The 25309-nt window shown below is 64.3% G+C and carries 25 protein-coding genes; 17 read left to right on the top strand and 8 right to left on the bottom strand.

The window, feature by feature from the left end; genetic code table 11:
- The first annotated feature begins 83 nt into the window (after positions 1 to 83).
- Both IB261_RS00600 and IB261_RS00595 read left to right on the top strand, forming a co-directional pair.
- Complete coding sequence (locus IB261_RS00600; protein WP_081518886.1) at positions 84 to 800, top strand: carbonic anhydrase; 717 nt, start codon at positions 84 to 86, stop codon at positions 798 to 800.
- 198 nt (positions 801 to 998) lie between these two features.
- The gene (locus IB261_RS00595; protein ID WP_192383445.1) at positions 999 to 2534 is read left to right on the top strand and encodes a SulP family inorganic anion transporter; all 1536 of its coding nucleotides are present in this window, start codon (positions 999 to 1001) and stop codon (positions 2532 to 2534) included.
- A gap of 3 nt (positions 2535 to 2537) precedes the next feature.
- Here the strand turns inward: IB261_RS00595 and IB261_RS00590 are convergent, their stop codons facing one another.
- Positions 2538 to 3182 (bottom strand): hypothetical protein, encoded by a 645-nt coding sequence (locus IB261_RS00590; RefSeq protein ID WP_081518888.1) that lies wholly within the window; start codon positions 3180 to 3182, stop codon positions 2538 to 2540.
- A 417-nt stretch (positions 3183 to 3599) separates the two neighbouring features.
- On the opposite strand from IB261_RS00590, the gene coxB reads away from it, so the two are divergent.
- The 4 genes from coxB to IB261_RS00570 are packed head-to-tail and all read left to right on the top strand — an operon-like array spanning position 3600 to position 7850.
- Positions 3600 to 4724: a cytochrome c oxidase subunit II gene (coxB, locus tag IB261_RS00585; RefSeq protein WP_081518889.1), complete on the top strand. Its 1125-nt coding sequence runs from the start codon at positions 3600 to 3602 to the stop codon at positions 4722 to 4724.
- 10 nt (positions 4725 to 4734) lie between these two features.
- Positions 4735 to 6330, top strand: a complete 1596-nt coding sequence (ctaD, locus tag IB261_RS00580; RefSeq protein ID WP_081518890.1) for a cytochrome c oxidase subunit I — start codon at positions 4735 to 4737, stop codon at positions 6328 to 6330.
- A 52-nt stretch (positions 6331 to 6382) separates the two neighbouring features.
- On the top strand, positions 6383 to 6940 hold the full coding sequence (locus tag IB261_RS00575) for a cytochrome c oxidase assembly protein (protein ID WP_081518891.1): 558 nt from the start codon (positions 6383 to 6385) through the stop codon (positions 6938 to 6940).
- A 22-nt stretch (positions 6941 to 6962) separates the two neighbouring features.
- Positions 6963 to 7850: a cytochrome c oxidase subunit 3 gene (locus tag IB261_RS00570; RefSeq protein WP_081518892.1), complete on the top strand. Its 888-nt coding sequence runs from the start codon at positions 6963 to 6965 to the stop codon at positions 7848 to 7850.
- A 39-nt stretch (positions 7851 to 7889) separates the two neighbouring features.
- Here the strand turns inward: IB261_RS00570 and IB261_RS00565 are convergent, their stop codons facing one another.
- Positions 7890 to 8099, bottom strand: a complete 210-nt coding sequence (locus IB261_RS00565) for a twin transmembrane helix small protein (RefSeq protein ID WP_015474903.1) — start codon at positions 8097 to 8099, stop codon at positions 7890 to 7892.
- A 44-nt stretch (positions 8100 to 8143) separates the two neighbouring features.
- On the opposite strand from IB261_RS00565, the gene IB261_RS00560 reads away from it, so the two are divergent.
- The 11 genes from IB261_RS00560 to IB261_RS00510 all read left to right on the top strand — a co-directional run bounded on the left by IB261_RS00560 (position 8144) and on the right by IB261_RS00510 (position 18072).
- Positions 8144 to 8923, top strand: coding sequence for an SURF1 family protein (locus IB261_RS00560; RefSeq protein ID WP_192383446.1), 780 nt, complete (start codon positions 8144 to 8146; stop codon positions 8921 to 8923).
- Positions 8901 to 9464: a PA_0111/PP_0108 family redox-active disulfide protein gene (locus IB261_RS00555; RefSeq protein ID WP_151188911.1), complete on the top strand. Its 564-nt coding sequence runs from the start codon at positions 8901 to 8903 to the stop codon at positions 9462 to 9464. Before IB261_RS00560 ends, IB261_RS00555 begins: the two co-directional genes overlap by 23 nt.
- A gap of 52 nt (positions 9465 to 9516) precedes the next feature.
- A complete protein-coding gene (locus IB261_RS00550; RefSeq protein WP_192225604.1) occupies positions 9517 to 10590 on the top strand; it encodes a COX15/CtaA family protein in 1074 nt (357 codons plus the stop codon).
- Between the two features lie 67 nt (positions 10591 to 10657).
- Positions 10658 to 11560 (top strand): heme o synthase, encoded by a 903-nt coding sequence (gene cyoE / locus IB261_RS00545; protein ID WP_192383447.1) that lies wholly within the window; start codon positions 10658 to 10660, stop codon positions 11558 to 11560.
- Between the two features lie 80 nt (positions 11561 to 11640).
- Positions 11641 to 12276 (top strand): SCO family protein, encoded by a 636-nt coding sequence (locus tag IB261_RS00540; RefSeq protein WP_081518897.1) that lies wholly within the window; start codon positions 11641 to 11643, stop codon positions 12274 to 12276.
- 614 nt (positions 12277 to 12890) lie between these two features.
- On the top strand, positions 12891 to 14009 hold the full coding sequence (locus tag IB261_RS00535) for a Re/Si-specific NAD(P)(+) transhydrogenase subunit alpha (protein ID WP_081518898.1): 1119 nt from the start codon (positions 12891 to 12893) through the stop codon (positions 14007 to 14009).
- Positions 14010 to 14071: 62 nt separating this feature from the next.
- Positions 14072 to 14386, top strand: a complete 315-nt coding sequence (locus tag IB261_RS00530) for an NAD(P) transhydrogenase subunit alpha part 2 (RefSeq protein ID WP_015474896.1) — start codon at positions 14072 to 14074, stop codon at positions 14384 to 14386.
- A gap of 1 nt (position 14387) precedes the next feature.
- Entirely contained in the window at positions 14388 to 15824 is a 1437-nt protein-coding gene (locus tag IB261_RS00525; protein ID WP_081518899.1) for an NAD(P)(+) transhydrogenase (Re/Si-specific) subunit beta, read from the top strand.
- A gap of 187 nt (positions 15825 to 16011) precedes the next feature.
- Positions 16012 to 17508 carry a succinyl-CoA:acetate CoA-transferase ScpC gene (gene scpC, locus IB261_RS00520; protein WP_192383448.1) on the top strand — a complete coding sequence of 499 codons (1497 nt, stop codon included), beginning with the start codon at positions 16012 to 16014 and terminating at the stop codon, positions 17506 to 17508.
- Positions 17509 to 17540: 32 nt separating this feature from the next.
- Positions 17541 to 17834, top strand: a complete 294-nt coding sequence (locus IB261_RS00515; protein ID WP_192383449.1) for a hypothetical protein — start codon at positions 17541 to 17543, stop codon at positions 17832 to 17834.
- A gap of 31 nt (positions 17835 to 17865) precedes the next feature.
- Positions 17866 to 18072, top strand: coding sequence for a DUF1127 domain-containing protein (locus tag IB261_RS00510; RefSeq protein ID WP_015474893.1), 207 nt, complete (start codon positions 17866 to 17868; stop codon positions 18070 to 18072).
- A 72-nt stretch (positions 18073 to 18144) separates the two neighbouring features.
- Here IB261_RS00510 and IB261_RS00505 read toward each other — a convergent pair whose 3' ends face one another.
- Genes IB261_RS00505 through IB261_RS00480 form a run of 6 tightly spaced genes read right to left on the bottom strand, consistent with a single transcriptional unit; the run spans position 18145 to position 25306 of the window.
- Complete coding sequence (locus IB261_RS00505) at positions 18145 to 19302, bottom strand: glycosyltransferase family 4 protein (RefSeq protein WP_192383450.1); 1158 nt, start codon at positions 19300 to 19302, stop codon at positions 18145 to 18147.
- Positions 19303 to 20436, bottom strand: coding sequence for a glycosyltransferase family 4 protein (locus tag IB261_RS00500; protein ID WP_192383451.1), 1134 nt, complete (start codon positions 20434 to 20436; stop codon positions 19303 to 19305). It abuts the gene before it with no gap.
- Position 20437: 1 nt separating this feature from the next.
- On the bottom strand, positions 20438 to 21814 hold the full coding sequence (locus IB261_RS00495) for a glycosyltransferase family 4 protein (RefSeq protein ID WP_192383570.1): 1377 nt from the start codon (positions 21812 to 21814) through the stop codon (positions 20438 to 20440).
- Entirely contained in the window at positions 21811 to 23073 is a 1263-nt protein-coding gene (locus IB261_RS00490; protein ID WP_192383452.1) for an ABC transporter ATP-binding protein, read from the bottom strand. The genes IB261_RS00495 and IB261_RS00490 overlap by 4 nt, the downstream gene beginning before the upstream one ends.
- The gene (locus IB261_RS00485; protein WP_081518905.1) at positions 23073 to 23870 is read right to left on the bottom strand and encodes an ABC transporter permease; all 798 of its coding nucleotides are present in this window, start codon (positions 23868 to 23870) and stop codon (positions 23073 to 23075) included. Before IB261_RS00485 ends, IB261_RS00490 begins: the two co-directional genes overlap by 1 nt.
- A complete protein-coding gene (locus IB261_RS00480; protein ID WP_192383453.1) occupies positions 23870 to 25306 on the bottom strand; it encodes a mannose-1-phosphate guanylyltransferase/mannose-6-phosphate isomerase in 1437 nt (478 codons plus the stop codon). The genes IB261_RS00485 and IB261_RS00480 overlap by 1 nt, the downstream gene beginning before the upstream one ends.
- Between the last annotated feature and the right edge of the window lie 3 nt (positions 25307 to 25309).

The following is a 25309-nucleotide window of genomic DNA, read 5'->3' as shown; positions in this document are numbered from 1 at the left end:
TTTTCCCACGGCTGTGCCTTTTCTCCCCAGGGAGAGCGTCGGCTGACGTGGGAAAATTCTTCGTCATTCTTCGAGGCTGATACATGAACGATAAAACGCACGGTGAGGATCACGCCCACGAAACGGCTGACGAGGCGCTTCGCCATATCGTCGAGGGCTTTCGCCAGTTCCGTCATGAGGTCTTTCCGCAGCAGGAAGAACTGTTCAAGAAGCTGGCCCACGCGCAGAACCCGCGCGCCATGTTCATCACCTGTGCCGACTCGCGCATCGTCCCCGAGCTGATCACCCAGAGCTCGCCGGGCGACCTGTTCGTCACCCGCAACGTCGGCAACGTGGTGCCGCCGTACGGCCAGATGAACGGCGGCGTGTCCACCGCCATCGAGTTCGCGGTGATGGCCCTGGGCGTGCAGCACATCATCGTCTGCGGTCACTCCGACTGCGGCGCGATGAAAGCGGTGCTGAATCCGCAGAGCCTGGAAAGCATGCCGACGGTGAAGGTGTGGCTGCGCCATGCCGAAGTCGCTCGTACCGTGGTCGCTCAGACCTGCGGCTGCGCCACTCAGGAGCACCTGGGCGTGCTCACCGAGGAGAACGTGGTAGCCCAGCTGGACCACCTGAAGACCCACCCGTCCGTGGCCGCCCGCCTGGCTTCCGGCCAGCTGTTCATCCATGGCTGGGTGTATGACATCGAGACCAGCGCCATCAAGGCCTACGACGCTCAGGAAGGCCGTTTCCGCCCCCTCGACGGCGAAGGCCCGACGCCGAGTGCGACCCCGCGCCCGCGCTACTCCCCCCAGTAAGCGGCTGATACCGGTACGCTCCCGGGGCGCGGCGGCCCAGCAGAACAAACGCCGCGCCCCTCTTCTGACTTGATCCCTGCCTGAGGCGCGCGCTGCCACTGCGTTCGCCATCTCTCTTGATTGCGCGTGTCGATGCGGTCGAAACCGGCGTCGTGGGCTTTCGCGCGCCCGAAAAATGCTTGTAAGGAGAACAGCGCCATGTCGGCCTCCCACTCTGTTCCATCCGGATTTTCCCAGCTACGCCAGGTGCTGCCGCGCGACCTGCTCGCGTCGGTGGTGGTGTTCCTCGTCGCCCTGCCGCTGTGCATGGGCATCGCCATCGCTTCGGGCATGCCGCCAGCCAAGGGCCTGGTAACCGGCATCCTCGGTGGCCTGGTGGTCGGCTTTCTAGCCGGTTCGCCCTTGCAGGTCAGCGGCCCGGCGGCGGGCCTTGCGGTGCTGGTCTTTGAGCTGGTCCGCACCCACGGCATGGCCATGCTCGGGCCGATCCTGCTGCTGGCCGGCGCGCTGCAATTGCTCGCGGGCAGGCTGCGCCTGGGCTGCTGGTTCCGCGTGACCTCGCCGGCCGTGGTCTACGGCATGCTCGCGGGCATCGGCATTCTTATCGTGCTGTCGCAGGTCCACGTCATGCTCGACCTCAAGCCGCAGGCGTCCGGGCTGGATAACCTGCTGGCCTTCCCGGCGGCGCTGCTGTCCGGGACCAGCGGCTTCGATGCGGCGCTGCTCGGGCTCGGCACCATGGCCTGCATGGCGCTGTGGGACCGCTTCAAGCCCGGCCGGCTGCGCATGCTGCCCGGTGCGCTGATCGGCGTGAGCCTGGCGACGCTGGTGAGCATCGCGCTGCCACTGGATGTGCTGCGGGTGAGCGTGCCGGAGAACCTCGGCGACGCCATCGACTGGGTCCGTCCGAGTGACCTCGCGGCGCTGCTCGACCCGACGCTGTTGCTGGCCGCCGTGGTGGTGGCCTTCATCGCCAGCGCCGAAACTTTGCTCTCGGCCGCCGCCGTGGACCGCATGCACAGCGGTCCTCGCTCGGACATGGACCGCGAGCTGAGCGCCCAGGGTGTGGGCAACATGCTCTGCGGGCTGGTCGGCGCGCTGCCGATGACCGGGGTGATTGTGCGCAGCTCGGCCAACGTGCAGGCCGGCGCGCGCAGCCGCGCCTCGGCGATCTTCCATGGGCTGTGGCTGCTGGGCTTCGTCGTGCTGCTGGGCGGGCTGCTGCGGCAAATCCCCATCGCCAGCCTGGCCGGCGTGCTGGTCTACACCGGGATCAAGCTGGTGGACCTGAAGGCGCTGCGTTCGCTGGGCCGCTATGGACGCATGCCGGTGCTGGTGCATGCCGCGACCGCGCTGGCAATCGTTGCCACCGACCTGCTCACCGGTGTGCTGCTGGGCTTTGCGCTGACGGTGCTGAAGCTGGTGTTCAAGGCCGCGCGGCTGAAGATCAACCTGCGCTACGACGACGAGGGCAGCGGTGCCGAACTGCGTCTGGTCGGCGCGGCGACCTTCCTCAAGGTGCCGGCGCTATCCCAGGCCCTGCAGTCGGTGAAGTCCGGTACGCACCTGCGCGTTCCGCTGCAGCACCTGAGCTACATCGACCACGCGTGCATGGAATTGCTGGAGGACTGGGGCCGCAGCGCCGCGGCCAACGGCTGCCGGCTGTCCATTGAAGGCAACGGCCTTCGTCGCCGCGTGGAGGGCCGGGTGCGTGCACTGCAGAGTGCGGGCTGAGCCTCAGTCGCGGCCCAGCTCCAGCTCGACGCCGAACTGCCGCGACAGGCACGGCCACTGTTGCCAGGCCATGACCACCTGCGGGTCATTGAGACTGGCGCGGTAGCTGACGGCGGATTCGGCACTGAAGGTGCTGTCGTCGAGCATGCCGTTGACCGCGTGGTGCACCGCTTCATCCAGCTGGTTGGCGAAGGGTTCGCCGATCAGTTGGTGCGCCACCAGGTTCGCCACGGTGGTGTCCAGCGGGATCAGCGGCTGGTTGAAGTGGGCGATGTAGCGGTCGTTCACCTCTTCCACCAGACGGTGGGCGAGGTAGGCCTCGTCCAGCAGCGCATCGAGGCCGTCGTGGCCGTCGAGCAGCGCAGGTGGGGTGAGGAAGAACTGTTCGGCGAGCTTGAGCACCGGCTTGATGCGGTCCTCGATGCCGGCAGCGCGGGCCACCGAGTTGGCGGCGTCGAGGAAGTCCGGCACCTGTTCGATGTAGGCGTGGACGAAGCGCGTCAGCGTACCGCTGGGGTCCTCTCCCGTCAGGGCGATGCTCTTGTGCAGGCTTTGCAGTTGGCTCTGGATCAGGCGGGCGAGATGGCCATGGCGGGATTCGAGCAGGTGGGCATTCCGGATCAGCTCACGCAGTGCAGCGGTGTTCATGACAGCTCCAAGACAACGGGTTTGGAAAGTGAAGAAAGACCTTAGCCGCACCCCGGGCGTAGCTAAGACGCGATTGTCATATTCATGAACTGTTTATGCCGGCGCGGCATATCAGACGGCCAGCATGGTACTCCAAAGCCGCGCCGTCCGTGGCTTTGAGATCGCACTTCGGTCTTTCAAACACAGTTTTTACTCTGCGTTGTTATGTCGCAACCCGTGGCTATACTCCGCTTCGACACACCGAAAACCTGATGGACCCGGCCTGCCCTGCGTGCTGCCGAGGTACGACGTCAAAGTAAGTTGTCTTGGCGGTCACTCCCTTGGCCGTTGGCTTGTTCAGGCTCGATCCCTCTGGAATGGGGATCGCAGCCAGGGCGCTATGCCGGCGGGATAAAAACAACGATAAGGGGAACCCGAATGCTGCGACATCCACGAGTCTGGATGGGCTTCCTTTTGCTCTTGGCTTTCAGTCAGGCAAACGCCGCCTGGACGGTCAACATGACCCCCGGTGCGACAGAAGTCAGCCGTAACGTTTTCGATCTTCACATGACGATCTTCTGGATCTGCGTGGTCATTGGCATCGTCGTCTTCGGCGCGATGTTCTGGTCGATGATCGTCCACCGCCGGTCCACCGGGCAGCAGCCCGCACATTTCCACGAGAGCACCACGGTGGAAATCCTCTGGACCGTCATTCCCTTCCTGATCCTGGTGGTGATGGCCGTTCCGGCCACCAAGACGCTGATCCACATGTACGACACCTCGGAGCCCGAGCTGGACGTGCAGGTCACCGGCTACCAGTGGAAGTGGCAGTACAAGTACCTGGGCCAGGACGTGGAGTTCTTCTCCAACCTCGCCACGCCCCAGGACCAGATCCACAACAAGGCCGACAAGGACGAGCACTACCTCCTCGAGGTGGATAACCCGTTGGTGCTGCCGGCCGGGGTCAAGGTGCGCTTCCTGGTCACCTCCAGCGACGTGATCCACTCCTGGTGGGTACCGGCCTTCGCGGTCAAGCGCGACGCCATTCCCGGCTTCGTCAACGAGGCCTGGACCAAGGTCGACCAGCCCGGCATCTACCGCGGCCAGTGCGCCGAGCTGTGCGGCAAGGACCACGGCTTCATGCCCATCGTGGTGGACGTGAAGTCCAAGCCTGACTTCGACAAGTGGCTGGCCGAGCGCAAGGAAGAGGCGGTCAAGCTCAAGGAGCTGACCAGCAAGGAGTGGACGAAGGAAGAGCTGGTTGCCCGCGGCGACAAGGTCTACCACACCATCTGCGCCGCCTGTCACCAGCCTGAAGGCCAGGGCATGCCGCCGATGTTCCCGGCGCTCAAGGGTTCGAAGATCGTCACCGGACCCAAGGAGCACCACCTGGAGACCGTGTTCAACGGCGTCCCGGGCACGGCCATGGCGGCCTTTGGCAAGCAGCTCTCGGAAGTCGACATCGCCGCGGTGATCACTTTCGAGCGCAACGCCTGGGGCAACAACGACGGCGACATGGTGACCCCGCAGGACGTGGTCGCCTACAAGCAGAAACAACAATAAGGAGGCCGCGATGAGTACAGTGATCGATCACCCCGACCATTCTCACGCCGGCGACCACCACCACGGCCCCGCCAAGGGCCTGATGCGCTGGGTACTGACCACCAACCACAAGGACATCGGCACGCTGTACCTGTGGTTCAGCTTCTGCGCCTTCCTGCTCGGCGGCTCCTTCGCCATGGTGATCCGCGCGGAACTGTTCCAGCCGGGCCTGCAGATCGTCGAGCCGGCGTTCTTCAACCAGATGACCACCATGCACGGCCTGGTGATGGTCTTCGGTGCAGTGATGCCGGCCTTCGTCGGCCTGGCCAACTGGATGGTGCCGCTGATGATCGGCGCGCCGGACATGGCCCTGCCGCGCATGAACAACTTCAGCTTCTGGCTGCTGCCGGCGGCGTTCGGCCTGCTGGTGAGCACCCTGTTCATGCCCGGCGGCGGCCCGAACTTCGGCTGGACCTTCTACGCGCCGTTGTCGACGACCTTCGCGCCGCACAGCGTGACCTTCTTCATCTTCGCCATCCACCTGATGGGCATGAGTTCGATCATGGGCGCGATCAACGTGATCGCCACCATCCTCAACCTGCGCGCACCGGGCATGACGCTGATGAAGATGCCGCTGTTCGTCTGGACCTGGCTGATCACCGCCTTCCTGCTGATCGCGGTGATGCCGGTGCTGGCAGGTTGCGTGACGATGATGCTGATGGACATCCACTTCGGCACCAGCTTCTTCAGCGCGGCCGGCGGCGGCGACCCGGTGCTGTTCCAGCACGTGTTCTGGTTCTTCGGCCACCCCGAGGTGTACATCATGATCCTGCCGGCGTTCGGCGCCGTCAGCTCGATCATCCCGGCCTTCAGCCGCAAGCCGCTGTTCGGCTACACCTCGATGGTCTACGCCACCGCCTCGATCGCCTTCCTGTCGTTCGTCGTGTGGGCGCACCACATGTTCGTGGTGGGCATCCCGCTGGTGGGCGAGCTGTTCTTCATGTACGCGACCATGCTGATCGCCGTGCCCACCGGGGTGAAGGTGTTCAACTGGGCGTCGACCATGTGGCAAGGCTCGCTGACCTTCGAGACGCCGATGCTGTTCGCCGTGGCTTTCGTCATCCTGTTCACCATCGGCGGCTTCTCCGGGCTGATGCTGGCCATCGCCCCGGCGGACTTCCAGTACCAGGACACCTACTTCGTGGTGGCGCACTTCCACTACGTGCTGGTGCCCGGCGCGATCTTCGGCATCTTCGCCTCGGCCTACTACTGGCTGCCGAAGTGGACCGGCCACATGTACGACGAGACCCTGGGCAAGCTGCACTTCTGGATGAGCTTCATCGGCATGAACCTGGCGTTCTTCCCGATGCACTTCGTCGGGCTTGCCGGCATGCCGCGGCGGATTCCTGACTACAACCTGCAGTTCGCCGACTTCAACATGGTTTCGTCCATCGGCGCCTTCATGTTCGGCACCACGCAGCTGCTGTTCCTGTTCATCGTCATCAAGTGCATCAAGGGCGGCAAGCCGGCACCGGCGAAGCCGTGGGATGGCGCGGAAGGCCTGGAGTGGACCATTCCCTCGCCGGCGCCGTACCACACCTTCAGCACGCCTCCGGAAGTGAAGTGAACCCACAGCGGCGGGAACGGCATCGGCCGTTCCCGCGGTGGAGGACCAAGCCATGAGCGACGGCAACATCGAAACGCGCAAGCTGGTGACCCGGCTGGTCATAGCCGTGGTCGCCATGTTCGCCTTCGGCTTCGCCCTGGTGCCGCTGTACGACGTGATGTGCAAGGCACTGGGCATCAACGGCAAGACCTCCGGCAGCGCCTACCAGGGCGATGGCCAGGTGGTCGATCAGTCGCGCGAGGTGAAGATCCAGTTCGTCGCCAACAACAACATCGACATGGTCTGGGAATTCCATCCCGAGGCCGAGCAGCTGGTGGTGCATCCCGGCGCGGTGAACCAGATGCTGTTCGTCGCCTACAACCCCACCGACAAGCCGATGACCGCCCAGGCGATCCCGAGCATCGCGCCGTCGGTGGCAGCCACCTACTTCCACAAGACCGAATGCTTCTGCTTCACCCAGCAGGTCCTGCAGCCGGGCGAGCGTATCGAAATGCCGGTGCGCTTCATCGTCGACCGCGACCTGCCCAAGGATGTGCGTCACCTGACGCTTGCTTACACGCTGTTCGACATCACTGCCCGCAAGCCACCCGTGGCCAGTAACGAGCGCTGAAGGGCAAAGGAGAACAAGAGAGATGGCAACCCACGATCCCTATTACGTCCCCGCGCAGAGCAAGTGGCCGATCATCGCCACCATCGGCATGCTGGTGACGATGTTTGGCGTCGGCACCTGGATGAACGACATGAGCGCCGGCAAGGAACACTCCCACGGCCCTTGGATCTTCTTCGCCGGCGGACTGATCCTGGCGTACATGCTGTTCGGCTGGTTCGGCAACGTCATTCAGGAAAGCCGCGGCGGGCTCTACAGCCCGCAGATGGACCGCTCGTTCCGTTGGGGCATGAGCTGGTTCATCTTCTCGGAGGTGATGTTCTTCGCCGCCTTCTTCGGCGCGCTGTTCTACGTGCGCCACTTCGTCAACCCATGGCTGGGCGGCGAAGGTCACCATGGCATCTCGCACATGCTCTGGCCGCAGTTCGAAACCGGCTGGCCGCAGCTCAACAACCCGGACAACAAGCTGTTCCCGCCGCCCAAGGAAGTGATCGATCCGTGGAAGCTGCCGCTGATCAACACCCTGCTGCTGGTCACCTCCAGCTTCACCGTGACCTTCGCCCACCACGCTCTGAAGAAGAACCATCGCGGCCCGCTGAAGATGTGGCTGGCGGCGACCGTGGCGCTGGGGGCCTGCTTCATCGTGCTGCAGGCCTACGAGTACCACGAGGCCTATAGCGAGCTGGGCCTGACCCTGGGCTCGGGTATCTACGGCGCAACCTTCTTCATGCTCACCGGCTTCCACGGCGCCCACGTGACCATTGGCGCAATCATGCTGAGCATCATGCTGATCCGCATCATCCGCGGGCACTTCGACGCCGACAAACACTTCGGCTTCGAGGCGGCCAGCTGGTACTGGCACTTCGTCGACGTGGTGTGGATCGGGCTGTTCATCTTCGTTTACGTGCTGTGAAGCGCGGTGGCGCGGGCCTTGGCCCGCGCCTTTTTGAGATCAGAAGTGCCAGGGGGCAGAGCTGCCGAGTTGGCCGCTGAAGAAACCCCAGGCGATGAGAGCGACGGTCAGGGCAGTCAGGGTGACACGCACGGTCAGCGCGTTGACCACCCGCGAACCATGGCCCTCGTCCTTGACCAGAAAGAACAGGCCACTGAACAGACTGACGACGGTCGCCAGCAACAACAGAACGATCGCAGCTTTGAGCACTACCGGCCTCCTGTCCGCAGGGGACTGGGGTTGAGGGGGATGTCTTGCAGTATAGCCAGCACGCATCTGAGCACCGGCCCGATCCGGCACAGGAAGGCCGCGCCACACGCGCCTTCCGGCCCGGTATCGCGCCGACCCTGGTGGTCCTCGCACTGCTGCCGGTGCTGATCGGCCTGGGCTTCTGGCAACTGTCGCGCGCCGCCGAAAAACGCACCCTCCTCGCCGCTGCCGAAGTGCAGCGCCAGCAGGACCCGATCAGCATCGCCGAGCTCGAGCGCCAACCGCCGCGCAGCTACGTTCGGGTACGCCTGCAAGGCCAGCTCGACGCCGAACACACCGCCCTGCTCGACAACCGCACCCGCAACGGCCAGGCGGGCGTCGAGGTGCTGCAGCCCTTCTTCGACCGCGTCGGCCACCAGTGGCTGCTGGTCAATCGCGGCTGGGTGCCCTGGCCCGACCGCCGCGTGCCGCCGAAGATCGATACGCCCAGCCACGACCTGCTGCTGGACGCTTGGACCTACACCCCATTGGCCGCCGGCCCGAGCGCTCCGCTCGCCGGCTGGCCACGCCTGATCACCCAGGTGGACGTACCGTTCCTGTGGGACCAGCTCGGCCGCGAAGGCAGCCCGCTGGAAATCCGCCTGGAGCCCGGCGACGCCGCCTTCGACACCGACTGGCCGATCGTTGCCATGCCGCCGGAGCGCCACGTCGGCTACGCCGTGCAGTGGTTCGCCCTGGCCATCGCGCTTTCCGCCCTTTACCTCTACCTCGGCATCCGTCGCGCACGGGAGACCTTCGACCATGACCGCCATGACTCTGCCTGACTCCACTGCCCGCCGCCGCGGGCGTGTGCAACTGCTGCTGATCCTCGGCATGGTGCTGGGGCCGATGCTGCTCGCCACCGCCATGTACAAGCTGCAGTTCTGGGTGCCGGACGGCCGCAGCTACCACGGCGACCTGATCGCCACCGGGCAGACCCCGGCCGATCTCGGCGTGCAGGACGACAAGGCCAGCGACCAGTGGCAACTGCTGGTGACCGCACCGGAAACCTGTACCAGCGACTGCCAGCAACTGGTCTACCTGGCGCGCCAGATCAACATCGGCCTGGGCCGCGAAGCCAGTCGCGCCGAACACGCGCTGGCCTTCGCCAAGCCGCTGCCGGCCGAGTTCACCGGCCTGCTCGACAAGGACTACCCGCGACTGCAGCGCCTGGGCCTGACACCCAACCAGCACACCGGCGCCCAGCCGCAACTGTGGATCGTCGACCCCCATGGCAACCTGGTGCTGCGCTACGACGCCAAGGCCAACGGCAAGTCGATCCTCAAGGACCTGCAGCTGCTGCTGAAACTTTCGAACATCGGTTAAGCCGGTCGAGACATCGCCAGCCCCACGACAACAACAAGATCGGGAGCGACGCATGATCCAGGCAAGACGCAAACCCGCCTTCTACCTCGCCGTGCTGGCCACGGCGCTGGCTTTCGTGGTCATCCTGCTGGGTGCCTATACCCGCCTGACCCACGCCGGTCTTGGCTGCCCGGACTGGCCCGGCTGCTACGGCTTCGTCCACGTGCCGCTGAACGAGGCGCAACTGGCCCACGCCGAAATGCACTTCCCCGACTCGCCGGTGGAGGCGCAGAAGGGCTGGAACGAGATGATCCACCGCTACTTCGCCGGCAGCCTCGGCCTGCTGATTCTCGGGTTGGCGGTGCATGCACTGGTGCGCCGCGGCCGCGACGGCCAACCGATGCGCCTGCCGCTGGTGCTGCTCGCAGTGGTGATCGCCCAGGCGGCGTTCGGCATGTGGACGGTCACCCTCAAGCTCTGGCCACAGGTGGTCACCGCGCACCTGCTGGGCGGATTCACCACACTGTCGCTGCTGTTCCTGCTCAGCCTGCGCCTGTCCGGCGCCTTCGCCCCGCTGCAGTTGCCTTCGAAGCTGCGCGCGCTGGCGGCCCTGGCCCTGCTGATGGTGATCGGGCAGATCGCCCTCGGCGGCTGGGTCAGCAGCAACTACGCAGCAGTGGCCTGCATCGACCTGCCGATGTGCCACGGCGAGTGGTGGCCGAACATGGACTTCGCCAACGGCTTCCACCTCACCCAGCACATCGGCCCGAACTACCTCGGCGGCCAGCTCGACAGCGACGCCCGCACGGCCATCCACATGACCCACCGCATGGGCGCGCTGTGCGTGACCGCGGTGATCCTGCTGCTGGCCTGGAACCTCCAGCGCCACGGCCTGATAGGCATTACTGCGCTGATGCTGCTGGGGCTGTCACTGCAGATCGGCCTCGGCATCAGCAACGTGCTGCTGCACCTGCCGCTGCCGGTAGCGGTGGCGCACAACGGCGGCGGCGCGTTCCTGCTGCTGATGCTGGTACTGGTGAATTACCGGGTGCGCGCACCCGCAGCGAAACACGTCGAGCTGCCTGCCAGCAGCCCGATCACCCTGGATGCCCTGGAGCGCCCGGTGGCCTATCCGTCTCAGGGATGACATTGCACGGTTGAGCACGATGGCCGGCGACGCGCCGGTCCCCATCAAGAAGTCAGGAGAAATGCCCATGGCCAGCGTCATCAGCACTTCCAGCCAAGCCAGCTGGCGCGACCTGCTCGAACTGACCAAGCCCAAGGTGGTCCTGCTCATGCTGATCACCTCGCTGATCGGCATGCTGCTCGCCACCAAGGCCGGGGTGCCCTGGCAGGTGCTGGTCTTCGGCAACCTCGGCATCGGCCTGTGCGCCGGCGGCGCGGCAGCAGTGAACCACGTGGTGGACCGGCGCATCGACTCGATCATGGCGCGCACCCACAAGCGCCCGCTGGCCGAAGGACGCGTCTCGCCGCCCATCGCGCTGGGCTTTGCCATGCTGCTGTCGGTGGCCGGGATGGCCGTGCTGCTGGTATTCACCAATGAGCTGACGGCCTGGCTGACGCTGGCTTCGCTGCTCGGCTACGCGGCCCTCTACACCGGCTTCCTCAAACGCGCCACGCCGCAGAACATCGTCATCGGCGGCCTCGCCGGGGCCGCCCCGCCGCTGCTGGGCTGGGTCGCGGTGACCGGGCAGATTTCTGCCGAACCGCTGCTGCTGGTGCTGATCATCTTCGCCTGGACCCCACCGCACTTCTGGGCGCTGTGCCTGCACCGCAAGGACGAATACGCCAAGGCCGACATCCCGATGCTGCCGGTAACCCATGGCGAGCACTACACCAAGCTGCACATCCTGCTCTACACCCTGGTGCTGTTCGCCGTGACGCTGATGCCCTTCGCCATCCACATGGCCGGGCTGGTCTACCTGCTCGCCGCGCTGGGCCTGGGCGCGCGCTTCCTCGACTGGGCCTGGGCGCTCTACTGCGGCAGCCGACCCCATGCGGCGATCAAGACCTTCAAGTACTCTATCGCCTACCTGTTCCTGCTGTTCATCGCGCTGCTGGTGGACCACTACCTGCCGCTGCACCTGAACTACTGAGGCTGGTTCGCGGGCTCGCTCCTAAGGAGCGGCCCCGCGAACCCGGCGCTCGCCCAGACGTCCCGACCCACGAGAACCCCATGTCCCGAGTCAACAAGACCGTCTTCATCCTCGTCGCCATCGTCGCCCTGATCCTCGGCCTCACCGTCCAGAAGGTGCTCAACCAGCGCCACCAGCTCGATCCGACCGTGCTGCTCGACGCCGGCATCGTGATCCTGCCGCAAACCCGCAGCGTCCCCGACCTCGCCTTCACCGACCAGGACGGCCAGCCGTTCCAGACCGCCAGCCTGAAGGACAAGTGGTCCCTGCTGTTCTTCGGCTACACCTTCTGCCCGGACGTCTGCCCCACCACCCTGGCGCAACTGCGCGAACTGCAGAGCAAGCTGCCGCCGGAAGTGGCGAAGAACCTGCAGGTGGTGTTCGTCAGCGTCGACCCGCACCGCGATACCGCGCCGCGCATCAAGGAATACCTCGGCTTCTTCAATGCTGGCTTCAAGGGCATCACCGGCTCGGAAGAGAACGTGCAGAAGCTGGCCAACGCCATGAGCATCCCCTACATCCCGGCCGACACCAGCAAGCCCAACTACACCGTCGACCACAGCGGCAACCTGGTCATCATCGGCCCGGACAACACCCAGCACGGCTTCATCCGCGCCCCGCTGCACAACGACAAGCTGGTCGCCCAGCTTCCCGGCGTAGTCGGCGCCAGCCACTGACCCGCGACACCGTGTCTCACCCCCAGCGGCCACCCTATAAGAGTGGCCGTTGTTTTTTCCGTGTCATTCCCGCTTTCCGCGGACAAATCCGAACTTTCTGCTAAACCTCTTCTCAAGGCTCTGGCGCGGTGTAACACGCGGCCTTGAAGCTTCCCGATGGAATTCCTGACCCCGTAGTCAATGTAAAAAATCTGCTACAGGAAATCAGGCATCAGGAATGACTCATACTCCATATTAGAAACATTAATTAACACCTATGCCTGAGCCTGTTGCAGGATTACCGGGCCTTTCGGTGGGCATGGGGAGCCTCTGATGGGGGGTCATTCACGGCGAGGATGGCATTTCCGTCCGGTCACAATAGGCAATTAGGCTAAACGCCAGGGCCCACGCGGGCTCGGTGGTGACCGGAAAACTACGGGTCCAAACGTGACTTGTAGTTATCGCTTCGTACCACTCCAGAACTTCTTGATGCCCTCCAGGTTCGATTGCACAATGCCGCGGCCACCGGGTCACAGCCCGGTCACAGAACAAGAATTAGACCGTTGCCAGTTAGATAACCCGGGTCGCCAACGTAGTAGCCCGGACAATCCCAGGATCACGCAGGAGATTTGCAAGTGCAGATCGGTGTACCCCTCGAGACCCAAGCCGGTGAGACGCGGGTCGCAGCAACGCCGGAGACGGTCAAGAAACTGATCGGGCAGGGCCATCAGGTCGTCATTCAGAGCGGTGCGGGCGTCAGCGCCAGCCAGCCGGATGCCGCCTACGAAGCCGTTGGCGCGAAGATCGGCACTGCCGCCGATGCCTACGGTTCGGAGCTTGTGCTGAAGGTTGTCGCGCCCAGCGAAAGCGAGCTGGCGCAGATGAAGCCGGGTACCGTGCTGATCGGCATGCTCAACCCGTTCAACAACGAGAACATCGCCCGCATGGCCGAACGCGGCGTCACCGCCTTCGCCCTCGAGGCCGCGCCGCGTACTTCCCGCGCGCAGAGCCTGGACGTGCTCTCCTCCCAGGCCAACATCGCCGGCTACAAGGCCGTGTTGCTCGCTGCCCACCACTACCCGCGCTTCATGCCCATGCTGATGACCGCTGCCGGCACCGTTAAGGCCGCCCGCGTGCTGATCCTCGGCGCCGGTGTTGCCGGCCTGCAGGCCATCGCCACGGCCAAGCGCCTGGGTGCGGTGATCGAAGCGTCGGACGTACGCCCGGCGGTGAAGGAGCAGATCGAGTCCCTGGGCGCCAAGTTCGTCGACGTGCCCTACGAGACCGACGAGGAGCGCGAGTGCGCCGAAGGCGTTGGCGGCTACGCCCGCCCGATGCCGGCCTCGTGGATGGAGCGCCAGGCCAAGGCCGTGCACGAGCGCGCCAAGCAGTCCGACATCGTCATCACCACCGCACTGATTCCGGGCCGCAAGGCACCGACCCTGCTGCATGAAGCGACTGTCGCCGAAATGAAGCCGGGCTCGGTGGTCATCGACCTCGCGGCATCCCAGGGCGGCAACTGCCCGCTGACCGAGGCCGACCAGGTCGTGGTCAAGCACGGCGTGACCATCGTCGGCCTGAGCAACCTGGCCGCGCTGGTGCCGGCAGACGCCTCCGCACTCTATGCACGCAACCTGCTCGACTTCCTCAAGCTCACCCTGACCGCCGACGGCTTCACGGTGAACATGGAAGACGACATCGTCGCCGCGTGCCTGATGTGCCGTGATGGCCAGATCGTGCGCAAGAACGGCTGAAGCCCTTCTTATATAAGAACGCGCCGGACCCCGCGTCCGGCCCTGAAGACCGGTGAGAAACTATGGAAGACATGCTGATCTCCCACGGCATCTACAACCTGATCATCTTCGTGCTGGCGATCTACGTCGGCTACCACGTGGTCTGGAACGTCACCCCTGCCCTGCACACCCCGCTGATGGCAGTGACCAACGCCATCTCGGCCATCGTGATCGTCGGCGCCATGCTGGCCGCCGCCCTGACCGTCACCCCGCTGGGCAAGGCCATGGGCACCCTGGCCGTGGCCCTGGCTGCAGTGAATGTGTTCGGTGGCTTCCTGGTCACCCGCCGCATGCTGGAAATGTTCAAGAAGAAAGCGCCGAAGGCGGAGAAGCACTGACATGAGCATGAACCTCGTCACCCTCCTCTACCTCATCGCCTCGGTCTGCTTCATTCAGGCCCTGAAAGGCCTGTCGCACCCGACCACGTCGCGTCGCGGCAACCTGTTCGGCATGATCGGCATGGCCATCGCCGCGCTGACCACCGTAGCCCTGGTGTTCAAGATCAGCAGCGAGATCGCCACTACCGGCATCGTCTACGTGATCATCGGCCTGCTGGTCGGCGGCACCGCCGGCTCGATCATGGCCAAGCGCGTCGAGATGACCAAGATGCCGGAACTGGTCGCCTTCATGCACAGCATGATCGGCCTGGCCGCTGTGTTCATCGCCATCGCCGCCGTAGTCGAGCCGCAGTCGCTGGGCATCGTGCAGAACCTGGGCGACACCATTCCGACCGGTAACCGCCTGGAGCTGTTCCTCGGCGCGGCCATTGGCGCCATCACCTTCTCCGGTTCGGTGATCGCCTTCGGCAAGCTGTCGGGCAAGTACAAGTTCCGCCTGTTCCAGGGCGCCCCGGTGCAGTTCACCGGCCAGCACATGCTCAACCTGGTGCTGGGCCTGACCACCCTGGGCCTGGGCCTGCTGTTCATGTTCACCGGTAACCTCACCGCCTTCGTCGTGATGCTGGCCCTGGCCTTCATCCTCGGCGTGCTGATCATCATCCCGATCGGCGGCGCCGACATGCCGGTCGTCGTGTCGATGCTGAACTCCTACTCCGGCTGGGCCGCGGCAGGTATCGGCTTCTCGCTGAACAACTCGATGCTGATCATCGCCGGTTCCCTGGTGGGCTCTTCGGGCGCGATCCTCTCCTACATCATGTGCAAGGCGATGAACCGCTCGTTCTTCAACGTCATCCTCGGTGGCTTCGGCGCCGAAGCGGACGCTGGCGGCCCGGCAGGTGCGAAAGAAGCCCGCCCGGTGAAATCCGGTTCGGCCGACGACGCCTCCTTCCTGCTGACCAACGCCGACAGCGTGATCATCGTCCCCGGCTACGGCCTGGCGGTGGCCCGTGCCCAGCACGCGCTGATGGAACTGGCCGAGAAGCTGACCCATCGCGGCGTCAACGTGAAGTTCGCCATCCACCCGGTTGCCGGCCGTATGCCGGGCCACATGAACGTCCTGCTGGCCGAGGCCGAAGTGCCTTACGAGCAGGTGTTCGAGATGGAAGACATCAACTCCGAGTTCGGCCAGACCGACGTGGTGCTGGTACTGGGCGCCAACGACGTGGTGAACCCGGCCGCGAAGAACGATCCGAAGTCGCCGATCGCCGGCATGCCGATCCTCGAGGCCTACAAGGCCAAGACCGTGATCGTCAACAAGCGCTCGATGGCCAGCGGCTATGCCGGCCTGGACAACGAACTGTTCTACCTGGACAAGACCATGATGGTCTTCGGCGACGCCAAGAAAGTCATCGAAGACATGGTCAAGGCCGTCGAGTAAGACGACCGTCGATCCACAAGACACCGGCCTCGCGCCGGTGTCTTGCTTTCCGGCAAAGGGAAATGTCCTGAACTTTGGTAGTAAGAAGGCAACCGGCCGGGCGATTTTTCGACCTTGGTATAAGAGCCAAAAATCGCCGAGTCCCTAGACTGGCGGCCTCGCACTTCCTACTGCCCGAGGTTTTCCCATGTTCCGTGATCGCGTGCGTATGTCCTCCCTGTTGGACAAGGTGATGACTGCCGACCAGGCCGCGGCCCTTATCAAGGACGGCATGACCGTCGGCATGAGCGGTTTCACCCGCGCCGGCGAAGCCAAAGCCGTACCCAAGGCCCTCGCCGAGCGCGCCAAGCAGGAGCCGCTGCGCATCAGCCTGATGACCGGCGCCAGCCTGGGCAACGACCTCGACAAGCAGCTCACCGAAGCTGGCGTGCTGGCCCGTCGCATGCCCTTCCAGGTCGACAGCACCCTGCGCAAGGCGATCAACGCCGGCGACGTGATGTTCATCGACCAGCACCTCTCCGAAACCGTCGAGCAGCTGCGCAATCACCAGCTCAAGCTGCCGGACATCGCCGTCATCGAAGCCGTCGCCATCACCGAGGACGGCCACATCGTGCCGACCACCTCAGTGGGCAACTCGGCCAGCTTCGCGATCTTCGCCAAGCAAGTGATCGTCGAGATCAACGTCGCGCACAACACCAACCTGGAAGGCCTGCACGACATCTATATCCCAACCTACCGCCCGACCCGCACACCGATCCCGCTGACCAAGGTCGACGACCGCATCGGCAGCACCGCCATCCCGATCCCGGCGGAAAAGATCGTCGCCATCGTCGTCAACGACCAGGCAGACTCGCCGTCCACCGTGCTGCCGCCGGACGATGAAACCCAGGGTATCGCCAACCACCTGATCGACTTCTTCAAGCGTGAAGTGGACGCCGGCCGCATGAGCAACAGCCTCGGCCCGCTGCAGGCCGGCATCGGCAGCATCGCCAACGCGGTGATGTGCGGCCTGATCGAGTCGCCCTTCGAGAACCTGACCATGTACTCCGAAGTACTGCAGGACTCGACCTTCGACCTGATCGACGCCGGCAAGCTGCGCTTCGCCTCGGGCAGCTCCATCACCCTGTCGACCCGCCGCAACGCCGACGTGTTCGGCAACCTGGAGCGCTACAAGGACAAGCTGGTACTGCGCCCGCAGGAAATCTCCAACCACCCCGAAGTGGTCCGTCGCTTAGGCATCATCGGCATCAACACTGCGCTGGAATTCGACATCTACGGCAACGTGAACTCCACCCACGTGGGCGGCACCAAGATGATGAACGGCATCGGCGGCTCGGGCGACTTCGCCCGCAACGCGCACCTGGCCATCTTCGTCACCAAGTCCATCGCCAAGGGCGGCAACATCTCCAGCGTGGTGCCGATGGTCAGCCACGTCGACCACACCGAGCACGACGTGGACATCCTCGTCACCGAAGTCGGCCTGGCCGACCTGCGTGGCCTGGCACCGCGCGAGCGCGCGCGGGTGATCATCGACAACTGTGTGCACCCGTCCTACCGCGACGCCCTGAACAGTTACTTCGATGCCGCCTGCGAGCGCGGCGGCCATACCCCGCACATCCTGCGCGAGGCCCTGGAGTGGCATATCAATCTGGAAGAGCGCGGCCACATGCTGGCGGCGAGCTGATTCCAGACGCTTTGCGGGTCATTCAGCAATGAATGACCCGCAAGGGTTTACAGCCGGAAAAAAACCACGTAAAAACACTCCTGAACAGATTTTTATCCCGCTCCAACTGTTCAGCTTCCCCCGCCGCCACCCTGGCCGGCAGCCTCGAAAAACCTCAGACGCCTACCAATTGCGCACCAGAATGGAGCGCAACGGTACAGTTCGCCCCGAAAAAGACCATTACAGTTCAAAATTACAATCACCTGACCAGCCGCAATACAGTGCAACTGTACCTGTCATCCCTGACCAAAAAGTCAGATCATATGCTCAATCCATTCAGCAACTGACTACTCGCCACAAGCGAGAAGGATGACCACCATGGAACGTACCCTCGGTTCCGCAGCTCTGAGCACTACCCGTAGCACCTCCAGCGCCCACCGTGGCCTCGTCGGCACCGTTCGCCTGTGGCAGCGCCGCATGGAAAGCCGCCGTCAGCTGGCTCGCCTGGACTCCCGCCTGCTGGCCGACGCCGGTATCAGCGAAGCCCAGCGTTACGCCGAACTGAACAAGCCGTTCTGGCGCTGATTCAACAGTACAACTGAGCCATACTCTCCAGGCTCGCCATAACTGTACTGGTAAGTTCGTTGCCCCGGTCGCTCAGCCAGAGCGACCTTCGGGCAACAGCCCTTCCTTCTCCGCCCTTTCGTCCAGCAGATTGCGATACAGATCTGCCCAGACACTCCCCATCGCCTCCGCCGTGAACAGCTCCTGATAGCGCGCTTCCGCGTGCCGTCCCATTTCTGCTGCCGCTTCCGGATTGTCCCAACACCATCTCATCGCCTGACGGAACGCCAGGGGATCGCTCGGTGGCACCACCAGGCCGGTCAGCCCGTTGGCATTGATGAAGCTGGTTCCAGTACCAATCTCGCTGGAAATCATCGGCTTGCCGTACATGGCGCCTTCCAGCAGGGAGATGCCGAAGGCTTCCGAGCGCAGGTGCGAGGGGAAGACAATCGCCCGCGACAGCTGCAGCAGGGCGACCTTGTCCTCTTCGCTGACACGCCCGACGAAACGCACGTGGGACTCGACGCCCAGCGCCGCCGCCTGCGCCTTCAACTGCTGTTCCAGTGGCCCGGCGCCGACGATCACCACTGGATACCCGGTGCCCTGCACGGCTTCCAGCAGGATGTGCAGGCCCTTGTAGTAGCGCATCACACCGACGAACAGGAAGAACTGTTCCCCTACCTCGCGGCGCCAGCGTGCCGTGCACTCCTCGGAAGGAAGCGGGTACGCGTGCTTGTCCAGCCCGTAGGGAATGACTTCTGCCTTGTGCTGGTAGCGGCGCAGGGTCTCGCTGGAGCCGAGGTAGTTGGGCGAGGCCGCGACGATGCGGTCCACGCTGCCGAGGAAACGGTGCATCAGCGGCTGATACAGCTTGAACAGGTACCGCTGTCGAACGATGTCCGAGTGGTAGGTCACCACCGTCGGCTTGTCGATGCCCGCCAGCAGGTGCACCACATCCATGAACGGCCAGGGGAAGTGAAAGTTGATGATGTCCGCTTCTGCCGCCAGCCGACGGAACTGCGGCACGACGCTGTAGGAGAAGCCGGTGGACGCCAGTTGCAGATCGAGGCGCGCCCGGTAGACGCGATGCCCGTCGACCATCAGCTCCGCAGGTTCGGGGTTCGGACTCAGGGTGAGAACCTGGTGTTCGATTCCGTGATGCCGCCCGGTACGGCAGAGCTGGTTGATCACCTGCTCGATGCCCCCCACGGAGTCCGGCAGATAGGTCTTGAAGAAGTGGAGTACGCGCATTCAGCCTCCTACAGCCTTTCGGTAGGCTTCGCTGGTTATCCTGGCGCAACGCTGCCAGCTGAACTCCCGGGCCCTCTCGAGTCCCAGCGCCCGGCAGCGTTGCCCGAGAGAAGAGTCGTCCACCAGCTCCTGCAGGGCGGAACACATCTCCTGCGGATCATGGGCATCGACATAGATGCCCGCCTCCCCCGCCACTTCCGGCAGCGAGGAGGTTCGAGTCAGTAGTACCGGCACGCCACTGGCCATCGCCTCCAGCACGGGCAGGCCGAAGCCTTCGTACAGCGAGGGGAAGAGCAGGGCCTTCGCCCCGGCCAGCAACTGCGCCAGCACTTCGTCACTCTGGTAGCCCAGCACCTTTGCCCAGCCACCTTTCACGGCGATATCCAGCGTCTCATCGAGCCCTTCGCTGCGCCAGCCTGGCATTCCGACTATCACCAAAGGCAGGCGCGCGCGCAGCGACGTCGGCAGCAAGGCATGAGCCCGAAGCGCCAGCTGAAGGTTCTTGCGTGGCTCCAGCGTACCGACGCAGATCAGGTACTGCCCGGCGGACAATCCAAACGACGCCAGCGTGTGTGCCAGCTCCTCTTCCGAGCGAGGGCGAAAGCGCGGCGCATATCCCAGCGGCGCCACCAGCACACGCTCTTCAGGTAATGCGAAATGACGACGGACCTCTCCGGCGACATGCTCGGAGTCTGTCAGTACGAACTGTGCGCGCTCGACGCCGCGGCCGGCATGGCGTTCGATTTCGGCCAGGCGATCGGCGGGCTGGGTGTGCGGGTAGTGCACATGCGTCAGGTCGTGAAGGGTCATGACCATCGGCCCATCGAACTCCAGCGGCCACAGGCTGGGCTCGTGGTAAAGGTCGATCGAGCGTTGACGCAGCCCGCGATCGAAGTTGCCCTGCTCCAGCCAGCGGCGAATGCGGTAGGCACCGGGCACCCGCTTGGCCAGCGCGGCACGGCGGGAATAACCAGGCATCGGGGCAGGCGGCAGCTCAATCGCCCACTGACGACCCAGGAACAGCTGCAGGCTGACTTCCGCCTGCGCCTGCAAAGCCTGGGTCAGGGACGACACATACTGGCCGATACCGGTTCTCGGTGCCTGAAGGATGCGGGCGTTCAGCGCAACGTGCACGCTAACCCACTTCCACTTCAGGTCGCGGCTGCGCCAGCTTGCGCAGGCTCAGGGCGCCCAGCACACGGCTGACCAGCTGCCGGCTGGCATCGCGCCAGGTCAGCCAGCTCCAGTCCGCGGTAGCACGGGTTGCCGGGAAGCGATCGCTGCCTTCGAACTCCTGCACCAGCTCGGCCAGGGTCTCCGGGCGCTGCAGATCGAAGTAGGCCACGAAGTCGCCGCCCACTTCGCGGAACACCGGAATGTCGCTGGCCATCACCGGCAGGTGACGTTGCATGGCTTCCACCAGCGGAAGGCCGAAACCTTCGACGTAGGAGGGGAAGACCAGGGAGCGGGCGTTGGCGTAGGCGTACTCGAGGCCGCGGTCATTGAGCTTGTTGAACATGAACAGACGCTTGTTCAGCTCTTCGTGGCCACGGATGCGCGCCATCAGGCTTTCGCACTTCCAGCCGTAGCGACCGATGATGCATAGCCGCGCGGAAGAGCCGGCCGCCCACAGCCGCTCGAAGGCATCGAGCAGGTACGCGTGGTTCTTGCGCGGCTCGATGGTGCTGACCATCAGGTAGACCGGCGCGCCGTCCTCGAACATCTGCACCAGCTTGCCGTCCAGCTGCGCGGCGTCGTCCACCAGGTCCAGTTCCGAGCCGAGGTAGAAATGCTCGAACCACAGGCCCTGGGCAACCTCTTCGCCGCGACGGCGCACGATCTCGGCGCGCACCTGGTCGCGGATGGTGGTGGAGATGCAGATGAAGCCGTCCGCCATTTCGACGATCCAGTCGAACCAGCGGTCGAACACCTTCACCAGTCCGGCGTCGCAGAACTGCGGATGGGTACAGGGGATCAGGTCGTAGATCACCGAAATCATCCCGACGCCCTCGGCCTTGAGCTTTTCGGCTACCGGGAAGAAGTCGGCGTGCCAGGACGAATCGAGCAGCAACAGCTGGTCGCCGGGCTGGATCTCCATGGGTTCCAGGCGCTCCGGTACCACGTGGCCGCGCGAGGCAAGCATGGCGAAGCGCAGAGGCAGGGTAATCGCCAGGCTGGCAATCTTGCACGCCACGTAGAGGGCACGGCGCGCGTTGTGGTAGCGGCTCATCGGCCAGCGGCGCTCCAGGCTCGCATGCCTTACCCAATAGTCATTGCGCATCTGCTCCAGGGCGATCTTCATGCGGCTGTGCCAGGGCAGCTCCTCGGTCGACAGCGGCGCCAGGTGCAGTACCCGATGCATGCGGCCGTTGATGAAGGCCACCGGAATGCATTCCACCCCGTCCTCGGCATCTTCCAGATGACGAATCACGTTGCGCACCACACGCTGGATGCCGGAGTTCACGTGGGGGTGTTCGAAGACGTAGGTGCATTCGACGAGCAGGCGCATCAGGAGTGCTCTCCACTGCGGTGGACCAGGGAATCACTGGGGAAGTGCTCGATGCTGGCGCGGGCATCCAGCCAGGAATAGCCGATGAAGTTCTCGCGCGTGCTGTTGACCACATGGAAGATCATCGCGCAGTCCCGCCACTCGTAGTTGCCGTCCAGGTGCGAGTCGAGCCGTGAAAGGCTCAGCGACACCGAATAGTTGCCGGCCCCCAGTCGCATGGGGAAGGCGTAGCGGTAGACCAGCCGGTCTCCTGCCTTCAACCCCTTCTGCACTTGCTTGAGGCGGTGCGAGTTGATGCCATACATCGCCTGTCCGAGCCGGTCCTTGAGCATGAAGCCAAGCACCAGTCGATCGACGTCCTGACAGACCCGCACACCGACTTCCAGCACGACGTCATGGCCAACCTCAACCAGATCGATGTCCTTGCCAGCGGCGTCCAGCAGCCGTACCGATTCGATCTCGGCCTCGCCGGTGCCGGAGATGGTCCGGGCCTTGCCGTTGGCCAGCATCTCCTGGCGCACGAGGTGGTTGAGCCCCTCGCCCATCCGCGCGTGGTAGTAGTCCATGACCATTTCCGGATCGCCCTGCATCGCCACCTGGCCGAACTCCAGCAGCACCGCGCGATCGCAGATCGACTGGATGGAGAAGCGGTCATGGGAAACTATCAGCAGCGTGGTGCCGGCGCGACGGAAGCTGCGGATACGCTCGAAGCTCTTGTGCTGGAAATACGAATCGCCGACCGACAGGGCCTCGTCGATGATCAGCACATCCGGGCGCCGCGCAGTGGCCACGCTGAACGCCAGGCGCATCTGCATGCCGCTGGAGTAGGTACGCACCGGCTGGTCGATGGCGTCGCCGATTTCGGCGAAGGCCTCGATCTGCGGGAACAGCGTGTCGATCTCGTCGCGCTGCAGGCCGAGCAGTTGTGCAGCCATGTAGACGTTCTGCCGGCCAGTGAACTCAGGATGGAAGCCCATGCCCAGCTCGAGCAGGGCAGATACCGTCCCCCCCACCTCGCAGGTGCCACTGGTGGGCTGCGTGGTGCCGGTGATGATCTTGAGCAGGGTACTCTTGCCGGCGCCATTGGAGCCGACGATACCGACCGCCTCGCCCGGCTCGATCTCCAGGGAGATGTTCTGCAGCACCCAGTGCTTGTGATGCCGCGGCTTGCCGCCGGGAGAGACCCACTCGACCAGACGCGACCAGCGCTTGGGGTACTGACGATAGGCCTTGCCCAGTTGCTGAATACGAATATGGCCCATCAGAGTTCGTCCACCATTTCACCGGCGCGTGCGCGGTACAACGCCATGGCGAGCACGCACAGAAGCACGCCGGACACCGTCACTGGCAGCAACTGCGAGAGCTGCGGCCACTGGCTGTGGAGAAACAGATTCTGGTAGGCCTGCATCAGGCCGGTCAGCGGATTGAGCTGCACCAGCCGGCCGATGGATTCGGGGAGGATAGTCAGCGGGTAGACGATGGGCGTGAGCCAGAACCAGAACTGCAGGAGAATCCCGAACAGCTGCCCCACATCGCGGAAGAACACGTTGAGCACGCCGACCAGCATGCCCAGGCCGACGGCGAACATCAATTGCAGCGCCAGCAGCAGTGGGAACGACAGCAGTGCGACGCCGGGCAGGCGCCCGGTGATGAGCAGGAAGCCGAGGAACAAGGCGAAGATGATGGCGAAATTGAGCGTCGCGCTGCAGACGCTCACCACCGGCAGGCAAAGGCGCGGGAAGCTCAGCTTCTTCAGCAGGTTGGCGTTCTCGAGGAACATGTTCAGGCAGCGGCTGACCACTTCGGAGAACAACCCCCAGGTCAGCAGCCCCGCGCAGAGAAACACGCTATAGGCCATCTTGTCGTCCACGCCCGGCAGGCGCGCACGCATTACCTCGGAGAAGATCACGGTATACACCAGGATCATCGCCAGAGGGTTGAGGATGGTCCAGGCCGCCCCGAGCAACGAGCCGCGATAACGCGACTCGAACTCCCGCCGCACACTGCCCACGATGAAACCGCGGTACTGCCAGGTGCCTTTCAGACTGCTCAGCGACATCAGACGATCCTGCCGTAGATATCCTCGAAGCGGACGATATCGTCCTCACCCAGGTATTCGCCGCTCTGCACCTCGATCATCACCAGGTCGATCACGCCTGGGTTCTCCAGGCGATGGCGGTGGCCCGCTGGGATGTAGGTGGACTCGTTGCTGTTGACCAACCGCACGGACTCGCCGTTGGTAACCTTGGCCATGCCCTGCACGACGACCCAGTGTTCGCTGCGGTGGTGGTGCATCTGCAGCGACAGCGCCGCGCCGGCCTTGACCACGATGCGCTTGATCTTGAAGCGCGGGCCTTCCTCGAGGACGGTGTAGGTACCCCAGGGACGGCTGACGGTACGATGCAGGCGGTAGGCCTCGTTCTCGGTGTCCTTGAGCTGCTTGACCACCTTGCGTACGTCCTGCGCGCGGTCGGCGTTGGCGACCAGAATCGCGTCCGCCGTCTCGACCACGATCAGCCCTTCCACCCCGACGGTGGCGATCAGGCGATCTTCGCTCTGCACGTAGTTGTTCTTGCTGTCGACGAAGATGGCATTGCCCGCCGCCCGGTTGTTGTCGGCATCGGCCTCCACCAGCGAGCTCATGGCGGTCCAGGAACCGATGTCGCTCCAGTCGAACGCGGCCGGAATCACGGAAACGCGGTCGGAGCGCTCCATCAGCGCGTAGTCGATGGAAATGTCCTCCAGCGCGCAGAAGTGCTCCGAAGGCAGCTCCTGCTGCACCATGTTGCCGAATTCGGCCGGCTGGCTGGCCATCTGGCAACCGATGGCCAGTTCAAGCATCTGCGGCGCGTACTTCTCCAGCTCGCTGATGAAGGTTCCGACGGTGAAGCAGAACATGCCGGAGTTCCACAGGAAGGTGCCGGCCTGCAGGAAGCCCTTGGCAGTATCCAGGTCGGGCTTCTCGACGAAGCGCTTCACGCGGCTGCCACCCTTGGTATCCAGCGCATCGCCCATTTCGATGTAGCCGAAGCCGGTTTCCGGCGCGTTGGGCACCACACCGAAAGTCACCAGTTGCCCCGCCTCGGCCAGCTCCACGGCGTGCTCGACGCAGCGGCCGAAGGTCTCGACATCACGGATCAGGTGATCCGCCGGCATGACCACCATGGTCACGTCATCGCCATGCAGGGCGCGCAGCGCCAGGGCGGCAACTGCGATGGCCGGCGCGGTGTTACGGCCGGCCGGTTCAAGGATGAAGTGGCCGCGCTGGCGCAGCTTGGCCGACTGGAAATGATCCTTGCTCTGGAAGTAGTAGTCACGGTTGGTCACCGTGACGATGTGTCCGTCCGCCCCCAGCAGGCTGGCGGCGCGCCGGTAAGTCTTGCTCAGCAGCGATTGCCCGTCGGGCATTGCCATGAACGGCTTGGGCTGCCCCTCACGGGAGACCGGCCACAGCCGGGTGCCGGCTCCACCGGAAAGGATGACAGGGACGAGCATGAA

It is taken from the genome of Pseudomonas sp. PDM20, assembly GCF_014852575.3.
Taxonomy (GTDB): domain Bacteria; phylum Pseudomonadota; class Gammaproteobacteria; order Pseudomonadales; family Pseudomonadaceae; genus Pseudomonas.
This window is presented reverse-complemented; position numbering and strand designations above follow the sequence as displayed.